The sequence below is a fragment of the Streptomyces sp. NPDC001220 genome, assembly GCF_053597895.1.
The window spans coordinates 199,992-218,616 of sequence record NZ_JBSFJE010000010.1 but is presented as its reverse complement, the minus strand read 5'-3'; the positions used below and the strand labels follow the sequence as shown (position 1 = coordinate 218,616).

Genomic DNA, 18,625 nt, shown 5'->3' with positions numbered 1-18,625 from the left:
GAACCGGCCCGCCACCCGCTCGTCTCACGCCCCCACACCCGCCCGTCTCACCCGACGGACTACATTTCGACCACGTTTCCTCCAGCCACTACGCTCGCCCCGTGGCTGACATCCAGATCCCCGCTGACATCAAGCCCGCCGACGGACGCTTCGGCGCGGGCCCCTCCAAGGTGCGGACGGAGGCGCTGGACGCGCTCGCCGCCACCGGCACCTCTCTCATGGGCACCTCCCACCGGCAGGCCCCGGTGAAGAACCTGGTCGGCCGGGTCCGCGAGGGCATCAGCGCCCTGTTCTCCCTCCCGGACGGCTACGAGGTCGTCCTCGGCAACGGCGGCTCCACCGCCTTCTGGGACGTCGCCACCCACGGTCTGATCGACGGCAGGTCGCAGCACCTGAACTTCGGTGAGTTCTCCTCCAAGTTCGCCAAGGCCGCCAAGCTCGCCCCCTGGCTGGCCGAACCCACCGTCATCGCCTCCGACCCGGGCACCCACCCGCAGCCGCGGGCCGAGGCCGGCGTGGACGTCTACGCCTTCACCCACAACGAGACCTCGACCGGTGTCGCCATGCCGATCCAGCGGGTCGCCGGGGCCGACGAGGGCGCGCTCGTGCTCGTCGACGCCACCTCCGGCGCGGGCGGCCTGCCCGTCGACGTCAGCGAGACCGACGTCTACTACTTCGCCCCGCAGAAGTCCTTCGCCTCCGACGGCGGCCTGTGGATCGGCGTCTTCTCCCCGGCGGCGATCGAGCGCGCCGAGCGCATCCACGCGTCCGGCCGGCACGTCCCGGAGTTCTTCAGCCTCCCCACGGCGATCGACAACTCCCGCAAGAACCAGACGTACAACACCCCGGCCCTGGCCACCCTCTTCCTGCTCGACCAGCAGCTGGAGTGGCTGAACGGGCAGGGCGGCCTGGCCTTCTCCACCGGCCGTACGAAGGACTCCTCGACCCGCCTGTACACCTGGGCCGAGGAGAGCAAGTACGCCACCCCGTTCGTCGCCGACCCGGCACAGCGCTCGCAGGTCATCGGCACGATCGACTTCGCCGACGAGATCGACGCGGCCGCCGTCGCCAAGGTGCTGCGCGCCAACGGCATCGTCGACACCGAGCCCTACCGCAAGCTCGGCCGCAACCAGCTGCGCGTCGCGATGTTCCCGGCGATCGACCCGGCCGACGTCGAGGCGCTGACGAAGTGCGTCGACCACGTGATCGAGAAGCTGTAACGCGCAGGACGGCGGAAGGCGCCCGGTGCCCGTACAGGCACCGGGCGCCGCTGTTCATCCGGCCGTACAGCTCACGCTCGGGACGGCCCCGCCGCCCGGCGCGCCCCCGAAGCCGAAGCTCGCCGAACCGCCCGCCGGGATCGTGCCGTTGTGCGCGGCGTTCACGGCGGTGACCTTCCCGCCGCTCTGGGTGTACGACGCGTTCCACATGTTGGTCACCTGCTGCGCGCCGCTCCACGTCCAGGTCACCGTCCACGAACCGATCGCGGTCGTACCGGTGTTGGTGACCGTGACGGCGGCGTTGAAGCCACTCCCCCAGTCGCTGCTGACGGCGTAGGAGGCCGCGCAGGAGGCGCCCGTGTTCCCGCCACCGCCACCGCCGCCTCCCGTGCCCGGGAACAGCGGCGCCTTGACGCTCGCCAGATAGCCGTCCTTCACCGTGTCCACGGTCTGCCAGTCGTCCTTCAGGATCCCGCCGGTGTCACCGGAGTCGGGGTTCCAGGACCAGAAGGTCCACTGGAAGGAGTCGGCGCCGTACGTCGCGGTCGGCCGCAGGTAACTCACCAGCGCGGCCAGCCACTTCTGGTCCACGGCCGAGGCGAGCGTGGTGCCGAACTCGCCCACCCACACCGGCGCGATGTTCTGCTTGAAGAGGTAGCCCCAGTACTTGTCCCAGATCCCGGGCATGTTGGCGGGGAACGCGGGATCGCCGAACCAGCTCTGCTGGGCCACGCTGGTGGCGTAGTCGTGGGCGGAGTACACCACCCGGCCGGCGACGCTCAGCTGTACCGGGTACTGGCCGGCCCCCATCAGGTTGCCGCCCCACCACCCGGAGACGCCGTTGTACGTCTGCACGCCCTCGACGAAGATCAGCAGATCGGGGTTGACGGACAGCACGGCGTTCCCGGCGCGCTGGGCGGCGAGCCGCCAGTCGATCGTGGTGTCCCCGCAGCCCCAGCAGGCGGGATCGTGGGGCTCGTTGTGGAGGTCGATGCCGACGACGGTCGGATCGGCCGCGTAACGCGCCGCGAGGGCCTTCAGGTCGGCGATCCACGTCGACTCGGGGACCGACGGGGTGTACCAGAGCGCCGACTGGCCGCCGGCGTCCGGGCGGTGCCGGTCCAGGATGACCTTGAGGCCGTCCTGGCCGGCGTAGGCCACGATCCGGTCCATGACCTGGAGCGAGTCGAGCCCCTGGAGGCCGGCGTTCTTGCCGTTGCTGAAGTCGATGCTGTTGGGGACGGTCGTGCTCTTGAAGATGTCGTCGCTGTAGGGCAGCCGGATGGTGTTGTAGCCCAGCGACCTCATCTGGTCGATCATGCTCTTGTAGTCGCGTGACCAGAGGCCGTGCGCCACGTAGTTGGCGGTCTCGAACCCGAACCAGTTGATCCCGGCGATCCGGACCGGCTGCCCGGCCGCGTCCAGGATCTGCCGGCCGCTGGTGTGCCAGTAGCCGGCCCCGGGGGTGGTCGCCGCGTGCGCGGGGTGCACACCGGCGAGGGGCAGGAGGAGCGCGGCGGCGGCAGCGCACAGCGCTCTTCGCAGGGCGCGTAAGCGGAACATGTGCCTGTTCCTCTCGGAGTTCCACTGGGGAGGCGCGACCCCGGAACATGGGAGCGCTCCCATATGCCGCGCACCTCCCAGGAAACTGACACACCTTCATCACGTCAAGACGTACGACGCCCCTCGTCGCCCGGCTCGGTCCGTGTCGCCCCTCCTAGGTCCTCCTAGGTCCTCCTAGGTCGGCCCTCCTCAGGGCGCTGGGGTGCCGACCGTCGCGGTGATGGCGTTGATCGCGCCGGTGGAGGTGACGGTGACCGAGACCGTGACGGGCCGGATCGGGTTCGGCGGGACGACGGGGTTGGGCGGGACGACCGGAGAGATCAGCACGAAGGAGGGGCGGGTCTTGAGGGTCGTGGTGGCCCCCGCGGAGAAGGGCAGGTCGTCCCGGCCCGCGCCGACCAGGTCGTACCTCCCGCCGCTCGGGTCGCCGGTGCCGCTGGTGTCGTCCAGGCTGCTGATGATCTGGGCGGTGCCGCCGCCGGCCGCGCCGGGCAGGGTGATGACGGTGACGTCGAGGGTTCCCTTGAGGCGGACCTTCTCACTGGGGCCGGCGAAGGTCCCGCTGATCGGCAGCCTGACGGAGCGGAACTGCGGGAGGGCGGCGGCCGCGGCCCGCGCCGTTCCGGCGGACTCGGCGGCGGTGGCGGTGGTCGCGGGGACGGTCAGGCCCAGGGCGGCCGTGAGCAGGCAGACCTTCCCGGCAAGGCGCAGGACGGTGCGGCGCATGGGTGCTCCCATTCCGTGAGGCGGGACCCGGCCGCGTGTTGCCGCCCCTGCCCGCGGGACACCTCCCAGCCTGCACGGACCGGCGCGGGGCCGCCCCGCCGGTGACCCGGACGGGTGACCTCCGGCCGGGAGTCAGTGCCGGCGGGTGGGGGTGCGCCGCAGCCGGCGCAATCCGAAGAGGGCGAGCACGGCGACGCCGACGGCGATGGCACCGACCTTGACCTTGCCGCTCGCGGGACTGCCGTTGTCCCGGGCGGCGGCCGAACTCCCCCCACCGGACGGCGACGTGCCCCCCGCCGCCCCGCCCGGCACGTCCTCGGCCTGCACCGGGCTGCCGGAGCCCTCGCTGCCGTACATCAGCTTTGTCCCGTCGGTGGAGTAGCTGACCGACTCGCCCTGCTTCTGGAGCGGCACGTCGAGCCGCCCCGCCCGCTTGATCTTCCCGCCGTTCCAGTCGTAGTAGATGCCGCCGAAGTAGCCGCGTACGGCGAGCTGCCTGCCGTCGGGCGAGAAAGCGGCGTCGGTGGCCCAGAGATCGACGGCGGCGACGGGCTTGAAGATGTTGGTGCCGGAGGAGGACAGGGTCGCCGGGCCCTCGTAGAGATGGCCGCCGTCCTCCTTCTTGTCGATGATGTACACGCGCCCGGTCTTGGGGTGGACGATCAGCGACTCGGCGTTCCGGGCGCCGTTCGCGTACTTGACGACGTACTGGGTGGCCCTGATCGTCTGGTTCTCCAGGACCTTGGGCTCGGGCAGCCGGTAGATCCACACGTACGGCCAGCTGCCGTCGAGGTTGTCGCCGATGTCCCCGACGTAGATCTGGTCGTCCGGGCCGATGGAGATGGCCTCGACGTCACGGGGCCTGCCGACACCACTGAGCGTGACGGTCGCCACGGTCTTCCCGGTCGCGCTGTCGACGGCGTAGATGTAGGGGCCGTCGTCGCTGTCGTTGTGGGTCCAGTAGATGCCCGGGTGCAGATGGGAGGCGGCGAGACCGCTGGACTCGGTGATGCGCGGGTCCGTGATCGTGAACCCCTTGTCACCGGTGTCGTCGGCGGCGGAGGCGGGTGCGGCGGCGAGGGCCCCGGTGAGCAGGACCCCGGCGAGAAGGGCGAACGATCGTCGGCGCATGGGCCCAAGCCTGCCATCCCGCACGGTGTTTCACGGCCCGGGGCCCGTGGCTGACGTGGCGGTCCTCACACCCCACCGCTCCCGCCGATCGTCCATCATGAGCGGATGCTCAGGTTCATGCCCGTCGGGGACTCGATGACCATCGGCAGTACGGGCGAACACACATGGCGGTACCGCATGTGGCAGCACCTGTGCGCGACCTACGGCGGCCCGTTCACCCTGGTCGGCCCGCGCGAGACGCTGTACGACAAGCTCGCCGACGCGCCCGTGTCGTACACCTACGCCGACCCGGACTTCCCCCGCGCCCACCTGGCCGGCTGGGGCGAGGGCTGGCTGCACATGGCACCGCTGGTCGGGGAGGCGGTGCGGTCCTGCCGCGCCGACGTCCTGCTGGTCTCCCTCGGCCTGATCGACCTGGGCTTCTACACCAACGCGGAGCAGACGGCGGCGAACGCACGGTCCTTCGTCGCGGCGGCACGGGAGGCCAACCCGCGCATCCGCATGGTGGTGCTGCCGGTGATCCCGAACATCCGGGCCGCGTCGGACCCGCAGTTCGCGGAACAGGTGAACCTCTTCAACGAGCTGCTGGCGAAGACGGTCGCCGACCTGGACGAGCCCCGCTCCCCGCTGCTGCTGGCCTCGCCCCCGCCGTCGTACGACATCGACACGGACACCTACGACGGCACCCACCCCAACGCGAACGGCGAACACCGCATCGCCGAGGCGTTCGCGGAGGCGATGTGGCAGGGGTGGGACCTGGGCGAGGAGTACGAGGCCGGAACGGACTGACCGGCTTCCGCCGTTGCCCGGTCACCGTGCGTATCGTTGAACCGCGCGGCCGCACTCGTGCGGAGGGTGGCCGGGGAGGAGCGCCAGGATGACCGTCCTCGAAGACAGGATCGCGATGGCCGAGAGCGACGACGAAATCACGCTCGACGAGCTGTTCGAGCGGATCGAGAAGATGCCCGCCCCCGAGGGTTACAAGGTCGAGATCGTCGAGGGGACCGTCTTCATGGCACCGCAGCGGGACACCCACTGGGAGATCATCGCGGACATCTACGAGCAGTTGCGGACCAAGTACCCCCGGAAGCGGGTCAAGTCCGATGTCCGTGTCGACTACCCGGGGCATCTGAACGGGTTCGCGTCCGACGTGACGGTGATGGCCGAGGAGGCGGTGAAGAACGGGAAGGGGCTCTGGCGTTACCAGGACGTCGAGTTCGTCGCCGAGGTCATCTCCCGGGGCACCGCGGCCAATGACTACGGCCTGAAGAAGAACGCCTACGCCCAGGCCGAGGTCCCCGTCTACCTGATCGCCGACCCCCACCAGCGACGCTGCCACATCTACACCAACCCCAAGGGCGACGACTACGCGACCGAGACGAAGGTCGACTTCGGCGACGAGGCGGACCTCACGGCCACCGTCGTCGGCCTCACCCTCAAGACCGATGAGTTCCCGACCGACTAGCCTTCCGCACATCGGAGTTGAGCCGTTCCCACGGGCCCTTCGGCCAGGGTCGGCCCTGCCTGCCGTCAACGCGTGCGAAGGTGATTGCGAATGCTGAACTACGGCCTCGACCTCTCCGCCCTGGAGGGCGACCTCGCGGTGCCCGACCTGGTGGCCGAAGGGGACGAACTCGACGCCCTGGTGTCGGCACACCCTGACTGGACGAGGCCCACACCGGCCGCGGGGTGGACGATCGCCCACCAGATCGCTCATCTCGCTTCAGCCGACGCCAACGTTGTCATCGCCGTACGGACTCCGGAGGGGTTCGACGCCGTGCTGCGGCAGGCCGAGGCCGCGGGCGCCCGGTACGCCGATCTCGACGCCGCCGCGGGAGCGGCCGAACCACGGTCGGCACTGCTGGCCCGCTGGCGCGCGGGCCGGACCGAGGCGGCGGCGGCGCTCCGTGACGTACCCCGGGACCAGGGGTTTCCCTGGTACGGCTCGCAGCTGACCGCGGCGCTCATGACACCGCTTCGGCTGATGGAAACGTGGGCCCACGGGCAGGACGTCTTCGATGCACTCGGTGTGAAACGTCGTCCGACCGGCCGGCTCAGGCAGGTGGCCGCCCTGGGAGTGACCGGACGGGAGCTGTCCTTCCACGCGGCCGGGCTGCCCGGTCCGGCCGAGCCGTTCCGTATCGAGCTGACCGGTCCCGGCGGCCAGACCTGGGCATGGGGCCCGGAGAACGCGGCACAACGGGTTCAGGGCACCGCCCTCGACTTCTGCCTGCGGGTCACCCGGCGCAGGTCCCTGGCCGAGACCGGCCTCAGGGCGGTCGGCGAGGACGCGGGCACCTGGCTCGACGTCGCGCGGGTCTTCCTCTGAAGAACACCGGGCCGACCGGAGGGAAAGTGCTTGCCTGGAGCGCACTCCAAGCCGTTGGCTGGGTGACCATGAAGTACACGCAGCTCGGACGTACCGGACTCAAGGTCAGCCGACTCGTCCTCGGCACCATGAACTTCGGCCCGCAGACCGACGAGGCCGACAGCCACGCGATCATGGACGCGGCGCTGGATGCCGGCATCAACTTCTTCGACACCGCCAATGTGTACGGGTGGGGTGAGAACAAGGGGCGGACCGAGGAGATCATCGGCAGCTGGTTCGCCAAGAGCCCCGCGCACCGCGACAAGGTCGTGCTCGCCACCAAGGTGTACGGCAACATGGCCGCCGACGGTGACGCCTGGCCCAACCACGACAAGCTTTCCGCGCTCAACATCCGACGTGCCGTCGACGCCAGCCTCAAGCGGCTGGGCACCGACCACATCGACGTCTACCAGTTCCACCACATCGACCGCCGGACCCCCTTCGAGGAGATCTGGCAGGCGATCGACACCCTCATCGCACAGGGCAAGATCCTGTACATCGGGTCCTCCAACTTCCCCGGCTACAAGATCGCCCAGGCCAACGAGATCGCCGCCCGCCGCGGCGGCACCATCGGTCTGGTCAGCGAGCAGTGCCTCTACAACCTCGCCGAGCGGCGCGCGGAGATGGAGGTCATCCCGGCCGCACAGGACTACGGCCTCGGGGTCATCCCCTGGTCGCCGCTGCAGGGCGGGCTGCTCGGCGGTGTGATCAAGAAGGAGGTCCAGGGCGGCCGACGCGCCTCCGGACGGGCCGCCGACACGCTCGCCAACCCCTCCACCCGCGCGCAGATCCAGTCGTACGAGGACCTGCTCGAAAAGCACGGCATCGAACCCGGCGAAGCCGCCCTCGCCTGGCTGCTCACGCGTCCGGGGGTGACGGGTCCGATCGTCGGCCCGCGCACCGGCGAGCAGCTGGAGTCGGCGCTGAGGGCCGTCGAGCTGGAGCTGAGCGAGGAGCTGCTGACCGGCCTCGACGAGATCTTCCCGGGTCCGGGGCCTTCCCCTGAGGCCTTCGCCTGGTAGCCCACGTCAGGGGCAGCGCCCCCGGGGGGGGCGCGGGGCGGTATCGATATGCGGCTCCGCCGCGTGGGCGCGATCAGCTCTCACGCGGCGGAGCCGAACCCCGGCCGCCCGCGGCTCCTCGCCCTCTTCAACTCACCTCATCGCCGACGCCACCGCAACCACCACGAACAACAGCACGAGCGCACCGGCCATGATCCGGTTCCTGGTCTTCGGGTCCACGGCAACGAGCCTAACCGCCTGCCGTGAGCCTCCAGCGGTCGACCACCTCGTACCGTGGCTGCTCCCCCGGCACCCCCGACGTCGGCAGGTTGCTGCGCACCAGCGCCAGCTCCCCCACCGTCCAGGTCCGGCTCGCGAACTCGGCGAGCAGCGCGACGTACGGCCGTACCTCCACCGCGTCCCGGCTGCGCGCCACCGTCAGGTGGGCCTTGTAGCGGCGGTGCTCCCCCATCGGTACGCCCGCCTTCCGCGCCGCCGCCTCCGCGCGGTCGGCGAGGAGCCGGAGGGTCTCCAGATCCCCCCGGGCGCCCGCCCACAGGGCCCGGCCGTGGCCGAACTGGCCGCCGCCCGCGACGGACAGCGCGAAGGACGGCGTCCGGTGGGCCGCGCGGGCCAGCCGGTCCGACAGGTCCGGTACGACGCCGTCCTCGACCTCGCCGTAGAACGCCAGGGTGTAGTGCCAGCCGGGCCGGCCGGTCCAGCGCAGCGCGTCCGCGCCCGGCAGCCGCTTCAACAGGTCGACTTCTGCGGCGAGTTCGGCGGCCACCTCGGGCGGGGGCAGCACGGCGGCGAAGAGTCTCATGCGGACCACCCTGCCATCATGGGGAGATGCGGATCACCATCAGAGAAGGCGGACCCGACGACATTCCCGCGATACTCGGGATGCTCGACAGCTGTGTGGAGTGGCTGGTGGGACAGGGGCGGACCGAGCAGTGGGGCACCACGCCGCTGTCGGAGAACCAGAAGACGGTGGAGTCGGTCGGCCAGTACATGGACAAGGGCGTGACCTACATCGCCGAGGCCGACGGGGTGCCGGCCGCCACGCTCACGGTCACCGACGCGCCCGGCGCCTATCTGGCGCATCTCCCGCCGCCCGGTGAGCCCGAGCGGTACATCCACTGGCTGGCCTCCGACCGCCGGTTCAAGGGCCACGGCGTGGGCAGCGCGCTGCTGGCGCACGCGGCCGAGGAGACCCGGCGGGCCGGGGTGTCGCTGCTACGGGTGGACTGCTACGCGGGCGCCGACGGCAAGCTGGTCCGCTACTACGAGGGCAACGGCTTCGTCCGCACCGAGACCTACACCGCGATGCGGGACTGGCCGGGACAGGTGCTGGCCCGGAGGCTGTAGGAGGGCCCCTGGACAGGTGCCGGCCCGGAGGCCGCAGTATGCCCCCGGGCCGGTGGCAGGCGGCGGTCCGAGCCGGACGGCCGCCCCCCGTCCGTGTCTCACGCGGCCGCGGCGAGCTCCTCCTGGTCCTCCCGCTCCTCGCGCGGGACGAACCGCACCCGCGGGTGGCCGCCGTGCCAGCCGACCGACAGCCGCAGGTTGCCGACGCGGGCCAGGACCAGGCCGATCACCACGGCCGCCGCGGCGGCGATGGCGCCGCCCACCGCCAGGCCGGCACGGACGCCGTACGCGTCGGTGATCCAGCCGGCGATGGGCGCTCCGATGGGGGAGCCGCCCATGAACACCATCATGTACAGGGCCATCACCCGGCCGCGCATGGCCGGGTCGGTGCCCATCTGGACGGTGGTGTTCGCGGTGACGTTGACCGTCATGCCGAACATGCCGATCGGGACCATGAGCAGCGAGAACAGCCAGAGGGACGGTGCGGTCGCCGCCACCAGCTCCAGTCCGCCGAAGGCCACCGCCGCCGCCAGCATCACCCGCAGCCTGGCCGTGCCGCGTCTGGCCGCGAGCAGGGCGCCGGCCAGGGAGCCGACCGCCATCAGGGTGTTGAAGAGGCTGTAGGAGCCGGCTCCCGCGTGGAAGACGTCGTCCGCGAAGGCGGAGAGGTAGACGGGGAAGTTGAATCCGAAGGTGCCGATGAAGCCGACCAGGATGATCGTCCACGTCAGGTCGGGGCGGCCGGCCACATAGTGCAGGCCCTCCCGCAGCTGGCCCTTGCCTCTCGGCGCCCGCCGCACGACGTGCAGGTCACGCGCGCGCATCAGCAGCAGGCCGACGATGGGGGCGACGAAGGACAGGCCGTTGAAGAGGAAGGCGTAGCCGGTACCGACGCCGGTGATCATCAGGCCGGCGACCGCCGGGCCGACCAGGCGGGCCGACTGGAAGTTCGCGGAGTTGAGGCTGACCGCGTTCTGCAGCTGGTCCGGGCCGACCATCTCGGAGACGAAGGACTGGCGGGCCGGGTTGTCGACGACCGTGGCGAGACCGACGACGAAGGCGGCGAGGTAGACGTGCCAGACCTGGACATGGCCGGAGAGGGTCAGCAGCGCCAGCGCGATACCGGTGAGGGCCATGGACGTCTGGGTGACGAAGAGTGCGCGCCGCTTGTTCAGCCGGTCGACGAGGACTCCGCCGTAGAGGCCGAAGAGCAGCATCGGCAGGAACTGCAGGGCGGTGGTGACGCCGACGGCGGTCGCGGAGCCGGTGAGGCTGAGGACCAGCCAGTCCTGGGCGATGCGCTGCATCCAGGTGCCGATGTTCGAGACGACCTGGCCCGCGAAGAACAGGCGGTAGTTCCTGACCTTCAGCGAACCGAACATCGAGGACCTGCTGCGTGATGCGGGGGTAGTAGGGGCGGTCGGTGCGGGGGCGGAAGGTGCTCCGGATCCCGTACTCAAAGTGGGTTCGCCTCCTCTTTCTCTGGCTCGTTCGCCTACGGGGCGCTCCAGCCGGTGTCGGGGGAGCGATCGTGCTCACCCCTTCGGGTCTCCGCGCGATCGCTCTCCCGGCACCGGCGCGCCCTTCGGCTCACGCGCGGTGCAAGGGCTTACAGGTGTGCGAGTTTCTCCAGGACGGGGGCGGCGGCACGGAGCTTGGCCCACTCGTCCTCGTCGAGGCCGTCGACCAGACCGGCCAGGAACGCGTTGCGCTTGCGGCGGCTCTCTTCGAGCATCGCCTCGGCCTGCTCGGTCCTGGTGACGACCTTCTGGCGCCGGTCCTCGGGATGCGGCTCCAGACGGACCAGTCCCTTGGCCTCGAGCAGCGCCACGATGCGGGTCATCGAGGGCGGCTGCACATGCTCCTTGCGGGCCAGCTCACCGGGGGTGGCCTGGCCGCAGTTGGAGAGGGTGCCCAGCACCGACATCTCGGTGGGGCTCAGTGACTCGTCGACCCGCTGGTGCTTCAGCCGTCGCGAGAGTCGCATCACGGCGGAGCGGAGGGAGTTCACGGCGGCCGCGTCGTCGCCATGGGTAAGGTCCGGCATGTTCTTTAGAGTAACTCATTACCCTGCCTAAGGACCACCTGGGACGCGCCGGATGCCCGTGACCTCGGCCACTGGATCCGGGGTCCGGGGGTGCCCCCAGAAAACATCGCGTCACCCATACGAGTGAGCCGAATCCGGAAAGTGACGCATCGGGCGCCCGGATGTGGCGCCCTCATATGCATGGGGACCAGTGTGCTCAGCCTGCGGATAGACAAAGAGCTGCTCGACCGGCTCCGGCACCATGCGGCGAAAAGGGGAATGAGCGTCCAGGACTACGTGGTCCGGACGCTCATTCGCGACGACTTCGACGAGCGGTTCTCGGCTGCCGTCGAGGAGACGGAGCGGTTCTACGGCGACCAGGTCAAGGTCACATGAGACCCCCCGGCCGGATCAGGACGGGGTGCGGGATCGCGATCGGGTTCGGGACGACCGCGATCAGGCTCGGGATCGGGATCAGGTGAGACCCAGGGCCGGCATCAGGTAGTAGAAGGCGAACACGGCCGCGACCACGTACATCGCGGCCGGGATCTCCTTGGCCCGGCCGGCGGTCAGCCGCAGTACCACGAAGGTGATGAAGCCCATGCCGATGCCGTTCGTGATCGAGTAGGTGAACGGCATCATCACCATGGTCACGAAGGCCGGAATCGCGACGGTGTAGTCGGCCCAGTCGATCTCCTTGATCGAGCCGGCCAGGATCAGGAAGCCCACCGCGAGCAGCGCAGGGGTGGCCGCCTGCGAGGGGACCATCGTGGCGATCGGGGTCAGGAACAGCGCCACGGCGAACAGCGCGCCGGTGACGACGTTGGCGAAGCCGGTGCGCGCACCCTCGCCGACGCCCGCCGTCGACTCCACGAAGCAGGTGGTGGCCGAGGAGGAGCTGGCACCGCCGGCGGCGACCGCGACACCGTCGATGAAGAGGACCTTGTTGATGCCCGGCATATAGCCCTGGGCGTCGGTCAGCTTGGCCTCGTCGCTGACGCCCATGATCGTGCCCATGGCGTCGAAGAAGCAGGACAGCAGGACGGTGAAGACGAAGAGGACGCCGGTCAGCACGCCGACCTTGTCGAAGCCGCCGAACAGGCTGACCTTGCCGAGCAGGCCGAAGTCCGGGGTGGAGACGGGGTTGCCGGGCCACTTCGGGACGGTCAGGCCCCAGGTCGTCACGTGGGCGACGGAGTTGATGATCAGCGCGAGCACGGTCATCGCGACGATGGAGATCAGGATCGCGCCGGAGACCTTGCGGACGATCAGCCCGAGGGTCAGCAGCACGCCGAGCACGAAGACCAGGACCGGCCAGCCGTTGAGGTGCCCGTCGGCGCCGAGCTGGAGCGGGACGGTGGTCTGGGCGACGTCCGGGATCCGGGTGACGAAGCCGGAGTCCACCAGACCGATCAGCATGATGAACAGGCCGATACCGATCGAGATCGCCTTGCGCAGGCTGTAGGGCACCGCGTTCATCACGCGCTCGCGCAGACCGCTGGCGACCAGCAGCATCACGACGAAACCGGCCAGCACCACCATGCCCATGGCGTCCGGCCAGGACATCCGGGGCGCCAGCTGCAGGGCGACGACCGAGTTCACACCGAGGCCGGCGGCGAGCGCGATCGGGACGTTGCCGATGACGCCCATGAGCAGCGTGGTGAAGGCCGCGGTGACCACGGTGGCCGTGACCAGCTGACCGTTGTCGAGGTGGTGGCCGTACATGTCCTTCGCGCTGCCGAGGATGATCGGGTTCAGCACGATGATGTACGCCATCGCGAAGAACGTGGCGAAGCCGCCGCGCACCTCGCGGGCGAGGGTGCTGCCCCGCTCGGAGATCTTGAAGTAACGATCGAGCGCGCCGTAGGCGGGGGTCGCACCCGGCTGTTCGGGGGCGGGGGCCTGAGTGGAAGCCGGGGTCGACATTGGATGTTCCTACGATCAGAAGTAGTCAGACACAAACGGTTTCAGTATGAACGTATGAGAACCAGATCGCTATCTCCGCGCGTAGACCGCAGGAATGCGTAAGCTGAGCACCATGGCGAAGTGGACCCCCCAGCACGAGGCACCGGAACCCCTGGAGGGGCCCGTGGTGCCGACGATCATCGGCGGCACGATCGTCTGGTTCGTCCTCTTCCTGGCCCAGCTCCCCTTCTACGGCTGGTTCTCCGACCACGGCCACACCTGGTGGGTGTGGACCTGCCTGGCCGGCGGCGGCCTCGGGCTGATCGGCATCTGGTACGTGCGGAAGCGGGACGCCGCCATCAAGCGGGCCCAGGCCGCACGCTCCCTGTAGGGGAGCCCCCCCGGGTCGCTCTACAACCAGGGCACGACTTCGCTCCTCCGCTGGTCGGATCTTCCGGGCACTCGGCAGGTGAACGCGCAAATCCGCACGTACCGTCGAACGTATGACGCACATCGACGCGGGCGCGGAACTCGACCCTGTGCATCCGGTTCCGCTGCCGGCCCCGGCCCGGACGAGCGGGCTGACCGCCGCCGAGGTCGCGGAGCGGATCGCGCGCGGCCAGGTGAACGACGTTCCACTGCGCAGCAGCCGCTCGTTCGGCGAGATCGTGCGCGCGAACGTCTTCACCCGGTTCAACGCGATCATCGGTGTGCTGTGGGTGGTCATGCTCGTGGTGGCGCCGATCCAGGACAGCCTGTTCGGCTTCGTGATCCTGGCCAACACGGGCATCGGCATCGTGCAGGAGTGGCGGGCGAAGAAGACCCTGGACTCGCTCGCGGTGATCGGCGAGGCGCGGCCGACCGTGCGCCGCGACGGGGCCGCGGTGGAAGTGGGCACGAGCGAGATCGTGCTCGACGACCTCATAGAGATCGGTCCCGGCGACAAGATCGTGGTGGACGGGGTGTGTGCCGAGGCCGACGGCCTGGAGATCGACGAGTCGCTGCTCACCGGTGAGGCCGACCCGGTCGTCAAACGCCGCGGCGACCAGGTGATGTCGGGGAGCTTCGTGGTGGCCGGCGGTGGCGCCTTCGCGGCCACGAAGGTCGGCCGGGAGGCCTACGCGGCCCAGCTCGCCGAGGAGGCCTCCCGCTTCACGCTGGTCCACTCCGAGCTGCGCTCCGGTATCTCGACCATCCTCAAGTACGTGACGTGGATGATGGTCCCGGCCGCCATCGGCCTGGTCGCCACCCAGCTGGTCGTCAAGAACAACGGCATCAAGGACGCCGTCGCCCGCACCGTCGGCGGCATCGTCCCGATGGTCCCCGAGGGTCTCGTCCTGCTCACCTCCGTCGCCTTCGCGATCGGCGTGATCCGGCTGGGCCGCCAGCAGTGCCTGGTCCAGGAACTCCCCGCGATCGAGGGCCTCGCCCGCGTCGACACCGTCTGCCTCGACAAGACCGGCACGCTCACCGAGGGCGGCATGGACGTCACCGAGCTGCGGGCACTGGACGGGGCCGCCGAGACGTACGTACGCAAGGTACTGGGCTCGCTCGGCGAGTCGGACCCGCGCCCGAACGCCTCCCTCCAGGCGATCATCGACGCCTACCCGGACAGCGAGGACTGGCGGTGCGTGGAGTCGCTGCCCTTCTCCTCCGCCCGCAAGTACAGCGGGGCCACCTTCAGCGAGGGCGACGGGGAGCTGAGCACCTGGCTGCTGGGGGCACCGGACGTGCTGCTCGACGACGGCGACCCGGCGTTGGCCGAAACCGTACGCCTCAACGAGGAAGGGCTGCGGGTGCTGCTGCTCGCCCGCGCCGCCCGGGACCTCGACCATGCGAAGGTGGCCGAGGGCGCCCGCCCCACCGCACTGGTGGTCCTGGAGCAGCGGCTGCGGCCCGACGCCGCCGACACGCTCCGCTACTTCGCCGACCAGGAGGTCCGGGCGAAGGTGATCTCCGGCGACAACGCGGTGTCGGTCGGCGCGGTGGCCGCGAAACTCGGCCTGAGCGGTACGACGGTGGACGCGCGCCGGCTGCCCGCGGAGCCCGGTGCGATGGCCGAGGCCCTGGACGGGGGCACCGTCTTCGGCCGGGTCACCCCGCAGCAGAAGCGGGACATGGTGGGGGCGTTGCAGTCCCGGGGGCACACGGTCGCGATGACCGGGGACGGCGTGAACGACGTACTCGCCCTGAAGGACGCGGACATCGGCGTCTCGATGGGCTCGGGCTCCGAGGCCACCCGGGCGGTCGCGCAGATCGTCCTGCTCAACAACAGCTTCGCCACGCTGCCCTCGGTGGTCGCCGAGGGACGCCGGGTGATCGGCAACATCACCCGGGTCGCCACCCTGTTCCTGGTCAAGACGGTCTACTCGGTCCTGCTCGCGGTGCTCGTGGTCTGCTGGCAGGTCGAATACCCCTTCCTGCCCCGGCACCTGACCCTGCTGTCCACCCTCACCATCGGCATCCCGGCCTTCTTCCTGGCCCTCGCCCCCAACAAGGAACGGGCCAGACCGCACTTCGTGCGCCGCGTGATGCGCTACTCGATCCCGGGCGGGGTGGTGGCCGGCGTCGCGACCTTCGTGACGTATCTGCTCGCCCGCCACTACTACACGGGGCCGGGCTCCCTGGACGCGGAGACCAGTGCGGCGACCCTGACGCTGTTCCTGATCTCGATGTGGGTCCTGGCGATCATCGCCCGCCCGTACACCTGGTGGCGGGTGGCGCTGGTGGTCTCGATGGGCGTGGCCTTCGTCTTCGTCCTCGCGGTACCGGCACTGCAGAGCTTCTTCGCGCTGAAGCTGGTGGGGGTGGCGATGCCGTGGACTGCCGTCGGCGTGGCGGTGGTGGCGTCGGCGGTGCTGGAGGTTCTCTGGAAGTGGGTGGAGCGCCGCTTCCCCGACTAGAACAGTGCGGCTCCGCCGCGAGGGCTGGATGCCCTCGCGGCGGAGCCGCACTGACAGGGTTTACTTCACGTCGACGTAATCGCCCGTGGCGCTGACCGCCGGGGTGGTCGAGGTGCCGGCGAAGCTGAAGCGCCAGTAGCCGTCGTAGTTGGCGGTGGTGGTGGTCTTCAGGTTGCCGGTCGAGTCCGTGTTCACCGTCTTGACGGTGGTGTAGGTGCTCGTACCCGCCTTGCGGAACTGGAGCTTGACCGGCTGGCCGGCGTAGCCGTGGTACAGGTTGTCATCCCAGTTGGCGCGGGAGAGCTTGCCGGTGACCGTGAGGGTCTTGCCCTTCGCGACCGGCTCGGGGCCCGCGTTGGCCGTCAGCTGCGAGTTGCGCTGGACCAGGGTGGTGGCGAGGCCGCTCTGGTCCTTGTAGCCGACCTTGCTCAGGTCGGGGTTGGTCGGGCTCTGCCCGTTGAAGGCGACGGCCTCGGCGGCGACGCTCCAGCTGCCGGCCCAGACGCTCTTCAGGTCGCCGTCGGCCGGGTAGATGTTGACGTAGCCCGAGCAGGTGGCGGTGGTCGCGGAGGTGGCGGTGCAGGTCGCCGAGTCGGCGTCGCCGTACAGCTCGGGAGCCGTGTCGCTGTAGGAGCCCTTGTAGAGGAAGGCGTCCGTGTAGAAGTCCTTCGCGGTGATGTCCACGTCGGCGCCGTGCGTCAGCGTGTACGTGTACTTGACGCCGACCTCGGCGGAGGTGCCGACCTTGACCGCCTTGGCGATCGACAGGTTCGAGAAGCCGGCGTTCAGCGTGTACGGGGTGCCCGAGTCGCCGGCGGCCTGTGCGGCCGGCACTGCGAGGGCGGAGAGGGCCAGGGCGCCGGAGACGGCGGCCACAGTGGCACGAATGCGCATGGATTCCCCAAGTGGAGAACAGTGGGCGCGAGGCCCAAGTGATCTAGGGAGTCTGTTGACTCGGGTGATCAGATCCACGAGGGGTGAACGGGGTTGTACAAGGAAGACGCAATCCGGCCATATTTTGATTCCTTTGCGACCGGATTACGTCCCCATGGGATTACTACTGCACGTCGACGTAGTCGCCCGTGGCGCTGACCGCCGGGGTCGTGGCGGTGCCCGCGAAGGAGTAGCGGTAGTAGCCGTCGACCGTCGCGGTGGTCGTGGTCTTCAGGGCGCCCGTGGAGGAGGACTTGATGGTCTTCAGCGTGGTGTAGGTGCTGGAGCCCTTCTTGCGGAACTGCAGCTTGACCGACTGGCTGCCGTAGCCGGAGTACTTGGCCGCGTCCCAGTTGGCGCGGGTCAGGGAACCGGTGACCGTGATGGTCTTGCCCTTCTTGACCGGCTCGGGGGCGGCGTTGACCGTCAGCTTGGACAGGCGCTGGACCGAGACCTTGCCCAGGTTGTCGCCGAAGGTGGGGTTGCCGTCCTTGTCGAAGGCGATGGCGCCCGCCTGCCAGCCGCCGGCGATGCTGTTGACCACGTCCTTGTGGCTGGCGCTGAGGGTGGCCTTGCAGCTCTCGACGGTCGAGGAGGTGTTCGTGCAGGTCGCCAGGTCGGAGGGGGCGACGCCGTACTCGGACGACTCGATGTCGGAGCCGTGGTAGATGACCGGGATGGTGTCGAAGGCGCTGCTCTTCAGGCTGGCGGCGTGGGTCACCTTGTAGGTGATCGAGAACTTCACGGAGCCCGTGGCGGGCACGACAACGGCCTTGCCGCCGTTGACCTTCACGCTGGAGAAGGTGACGTCCAGCGTGGTGCTGTCGGCGGCGTGCGCGGCCGGGGCGACGAACGCGGAGAGGGCCAGGGCGCCGGAGACGGCGGCCACAGTGGCACGAATGCGCATGGATTCCCCAAGTGGAGAACAGTGGGCGCGAGGCCCAAGTGATCTAGGGAGTCTGTTGACTCAGTGATCAGATCCATGAGGGGCGGAAGTGGTTGTACGGGCGAGACGTAATCCGGTTGGATTTTGATTCCTTTGCAACCGGATTACGTCTCCATGGGACTACTCCCCGTGCCGCGACTTCACGTCGACGTAGTCGCTACCGGGGAGATCTACGAGTGGGACTCCCAGCACGGGGCGGTCGAGAAGTACAACAAGCGGGGCAAGCACCTCGGGGAGTTCGACCCCGATACTGGCGCCCAGACCAAGCCCGCGGACGGAACCCGGAAGGTGACCCCATGAAGTACCTCGTCGCCCGCTACGCCAAGGACGAGGACACCCCCGAGTCGGTCACCGACGTCTCGTCCGTGGGCGCGGACGCGTTCGCGGGGCTGCTGGCGATGCCCGCGGACCGGCTCACCGACGTGTATCCGCTGGGACCGGAGCACGCGGACGGTTTCCACCGGCTGACCGGCATGGCCCTCGACCTGGACCGCTTCGAGTACTTCCTGGAAGTGGAAGCCTGACCGGTCCGGCC

At 69.6% G+C, this 18,625-nt stretch carries 20 protein-coding genes; 11 read left to right on the top strand and 9 right to left on the bottom strand.

What is annotated here, in order from left to right; genetic code table 11:
• Positions 1 to 101 precede the first annotated feature (101 nt).
• Positions 102 to 1,220: a phosphoserine transaminase gene (gene serC, locus ACWDGI_RS24710; protein ID WP_450762372.1), complete on the top strand. Its 1,119-nt coding sequence runs from the start codon at positions 102 to 104 to the stop codon at positions 1,218 to 1,220.
• A 54-nt stretch (positions 1,221 to 1,274) separates the two neighbouring features.
• On the opposite strand, the gene ACWDGI_RS24705 is transcribed toward serC, so the two are convergent.
• The 3 genes from ACWDGI_RS24705 to ACWDGI_RS24695 all read right to left on the bottom strand — a co-directional run bounded on the left by ACWDGI_RS24705 (position 1,275) and on the right by ACWDGI_RS24695 (position 4,640).
• Positions 1,275 to 2,783 carry a cellulase family glycosylhydrolase gene (locus ACWDGI_RS24705; protein WP_450762370.1) on the bottom strand — a complete coding sequence of 503 codons (1,509 nt, stop codon included), beginning with the start codon at positions 2,781 to 2,783 and terminating at the stop codon, positions 1,275 to 1,277.
• Positions 2,784 to 2,972: 189 nt separating this feature from the next.
• Positions 2,973 to 3,509 (bottom strand): hypothetical protein, encoded by a 537-nt coding sequence (locus ACWDGI_RS24700; protein ID WP_450762368.1) that lies wholly within the window; start codon positions 3,507 to 3,509, stop codon positions 2,973 to 2,975.
• A 132-nt stretch (positions 3,510 to 3,641) separates the two neighbouring features.
• Positions 3,642 to 4,640 carry a WD40 repeat domain-containing protein gene (locus ACWDGI_RS24695; protein ID WP_450762366.1) on the bottom strand — a complete coding sequence of 333 codons (999 nt, stop codon included), beginning with the start codon at positions 4,638 to 4,640 and terminating at the stop codon, positions 3,642 to 3,644.
• 105 nt (positions 4,641 to 4,745) lie between these two features.
• On the opposite strand from ACWDGI_RS24695, the gene ACWDGI_RS24690 reads away from it, so the two are divergent.
• The 4 genes from ACWDGI_RS24690 to ACWDGI_RS24675 all read left to right on the top strand — a co-directional run bounded on the left by ACWDGI_RS24690 (position 4,746) and on the right by ACWDGI_RS24675 (position 8,030).
• The gene (locus tag ACWDGI_RS24690) at positions 4,746 to 5,429 is read left to right on the top strand and encodes an SGNH/GDSL hydrolase family protein (RefSeq protein ID WP_450762364.1); all 684 of its coding nucleotides are present in this window, start codon (positions 4,746 to 4,748) and stop codon (positions 5,427 to 5,429) included.
• Between the two features lie 88 nt (positions 5,430 to 5,517).
• Positions 5,518 to 6,105: a Uma2 family endonuclease gene (locus ACWDGI_RS24685; protein WP_450762362.1), complete on the top strand. Its 588-nt coding sequence runs from the start codon at positions 5,518 to 5,520 to the stop codon at positions 6,103 to 6,105.
• A 90-nt stretch (positions 6,106 to 6,195) separates the two neighbouring features.
• Complete coding sequence (locus ACWDGI_RS24680) at positions 6,196 to 6,969, top strand: TIGR03084 family metal-binding protein (protein WP_450762360.1); 774 nt, start codon at positions 6,196 to 6,198, stop codon at positions 6,967 to 6,969.
• 68 nt (positions 6,970 to 7,037) lie between these two features.
• Positions 7,038 to 8,030, top strand: a complete 993-nt coding sequence (locus ACWDGI_RS24675; RefSeq protein ID WP_450762358.1) for an aldo/keto reductase — start codon at positions 7,038 to 7,040, stop codon at positions 8,028 to 8,030.
• A gap of 229 nt (positions 8,031 to 8,259) precedes the next feature.
• On the opposite strand, the gene thpR is transcribed toward ACWDGI_RS24675, so the two are convergent.
• Positions 8,260 to 8,832 (bottom strand): RNA 2',3'-cyclic phosphodiesterase, encoded by a 573-nt coding sequence (gene thpR, locus ACWDGI_RS24670; protein ID WP_450762356.1) that lies wholly within the window; start codon positions 8,830 to 8,832, stop codon positions 8,260 to 8,262.
• Between the two features lie 26 nt (positions 8,833 to 8,858).
• Between thpR and ACWDGI_RS24665 the strand changes: the two genes are divergently transcribed.
• Positions 8,859 to 9,377 (top strand): GNAT family N-acetyltransferase, encoded by a 519-nt coding sequence (locus tag ACWDGI_RS24665; protein WP_450762354.1) that lies wholly within the window; start codon positions 8,859 to 8,861, stop codon positions 9,375 to 9,377.
• Between the two features lie 98 nt (positions 9,378 to 9,475).
• On the opposite strand, the gene ACWDGI_RS24660 is transcribed toward ACWDGI_RS24665, so the two are convergent.
• Together ACWDGI_RS24660 and ACWDGI_RS24655 are read right to left on the bottom strand one after the other, a co-directional pair.
• A complete protein-coding gene (locus ACWDGI_RS24660; protein WP_450762352.1) occupies positions 9,476 to 10,837 on the bottom strand; it encodes an MFS transporter in 1,362 nt (453 codons plus the stop codon).
• A 149-nt stretch (positions 10,838 to 10,986) separates the two neighbouring features.
• Positions 10,987 to 11,424 carry a MarR family winged helix-turn-helix transcriptional regulator gene (locus ACWDGI_RS24655; protein WP_089101888.1) on the bottom strand — a complete coding sequence of 146 codons (438 nt, stop codon included), beginning with the start codon at positions 11,422 to 11,424 and terminating at the stop codon, positions 10,987 to 10,989.
• A gap of 180 nt (positions 11,425 to 11,604) precedes the next feature.
• On the opposite strand from ACWDGI_RS24655, the gene ACWDGI_RS24650 reads away from it, so the two are divergent.
• The gene (locus ACWDGI_RS24650) at positions 11,605 to 11,799 is read left to right on the top strand and encodes a ribbon-helix-helix protein, CopG family (RefSeq protein WP_351737173.1); all 195 of its coding nucleotides are present in this window, start codon (positions 11,605 to 11,607) and stop codon (positions 11,797 to 11,799) included.
• 78 nt (positions 11,800 to 11,877) lie between these two features.
• Here ACWDGI_RS24650 and ACWDGI_RS24645 read toward each other — a convergent pair whose 3' ends face one another.
• On the bottom strand, positions 11,878 to 13,329 hold the full coding sequence (locus ACWDGI_RS24645; RefSeq protein ID WP_450762349.1) for an NCS2 family permease: 1,452 nt from the start codon (positions 13,327 to 13,329) through the stop codon (positions 11,878 to 11,880).
• 112 nt (positions 13,330 to 13,441) lie between these two features.
• Between ACWDGI_RS24645 and ACWDGI_RS24640 the strand changes: the two genes are divergently transcribed.
• Together ACWDGI_RS24640 and ACWDGI_RS24635 are read left to right on the top strand one after the other, a co-directional pair.
• Positions 13,442 to 13,699 carry a DUF2530 domain-containing protein gene (locus tag ACWDGI_RS24640; RefSeq protein WP_450762347.1) on the top strand — a complete coding sequence of 86 codons (258 nt, stop codon included), beginning with the start codon at positions 13,442 to 13,444 and terminating at the stop codon, positions 13,697 to 13,699.
• Positions 13,700 to 13,811: 112 nt separating this feature from the next.
• Positions 13,812 to 16,211: an HAD-IC family P-type ATPase gene (locus ACWDGI_RS24635; RefSeq protein WP_450762346.1), complete on the top strand. Its 2,400-nt coding sequence runs from the start codon at positions 13,812 to 13,814 to the stop codon at positions 16,209 to 16,211.
• A 60-nt stretch (positions 16,212 to 16,271) separates the two neighbouring features.
• Here ACWDGI_RS24635 and ACWDGI_RS24630 read toward each other — a convergent pair whose 3' ends face one another.
• Together ACWDGI_RS24630 and ACWDGI_RS24625 are read right to left on the bottom strand one after the other, a co-directional pair.
• Positions 16,272 to 17,105, bottom strand: coding sequence for a hypothetical protein (locus tag ACWDGI_RS24630; protein ID WP_450762344.1), 834 nt, complete (start codon positions 17,103 to 17,105; stop codon positions 16,272 to 16,274).
• A gap of 163 nt (positions 17,106 to 17,268) precedes the next feature.
• Positions 17,269 to 18,051, bottom strand: a complete 783-nt coding sequence (locus ACWDGI_RS24625) for a hypothetical protein (protein ID WP_450762342.1) — start codon at positions 18,049 to 18,051, stop codon at positions 17,269 to 17,271.
• A gap of 168 nt (positions 18,052 to 18,219) precedes the next feature.
• On the opposite strand from ACWDGI_RS24625, the gene ACWDGI_RS24620 reads away from it, so the two are divergent.
• On the top strand, positions 18,220 to 18,390 hold the full coding sequence (locus ACWDGI_RS24620; RefSeq protein WP_450762340.1) for a colicin E3/pyocin S6 family cytotoxin: 171 nt from the start codon (positions 18,220 to 18,222) through the stop codon (positions 18,388 to 18,390).
• Complete coding sequence (locus ACWDGI_RS24615; RefSeq protein WP_360485648.1) at positions 18,387 to 18,614, top strand: DUF7683 domain-containing protein; 228 nt, start codon at positions 18,387 to 18,389, stop codon at positions 18,612 to 18,614. Before ACWDGI_RS24620 ends, ACWDGI_RS24615 begins: the two co-directional genes overlap by 4 nt.
• Positions 18,615 to 18,625 lie beyond the last annotated feature (11 nt).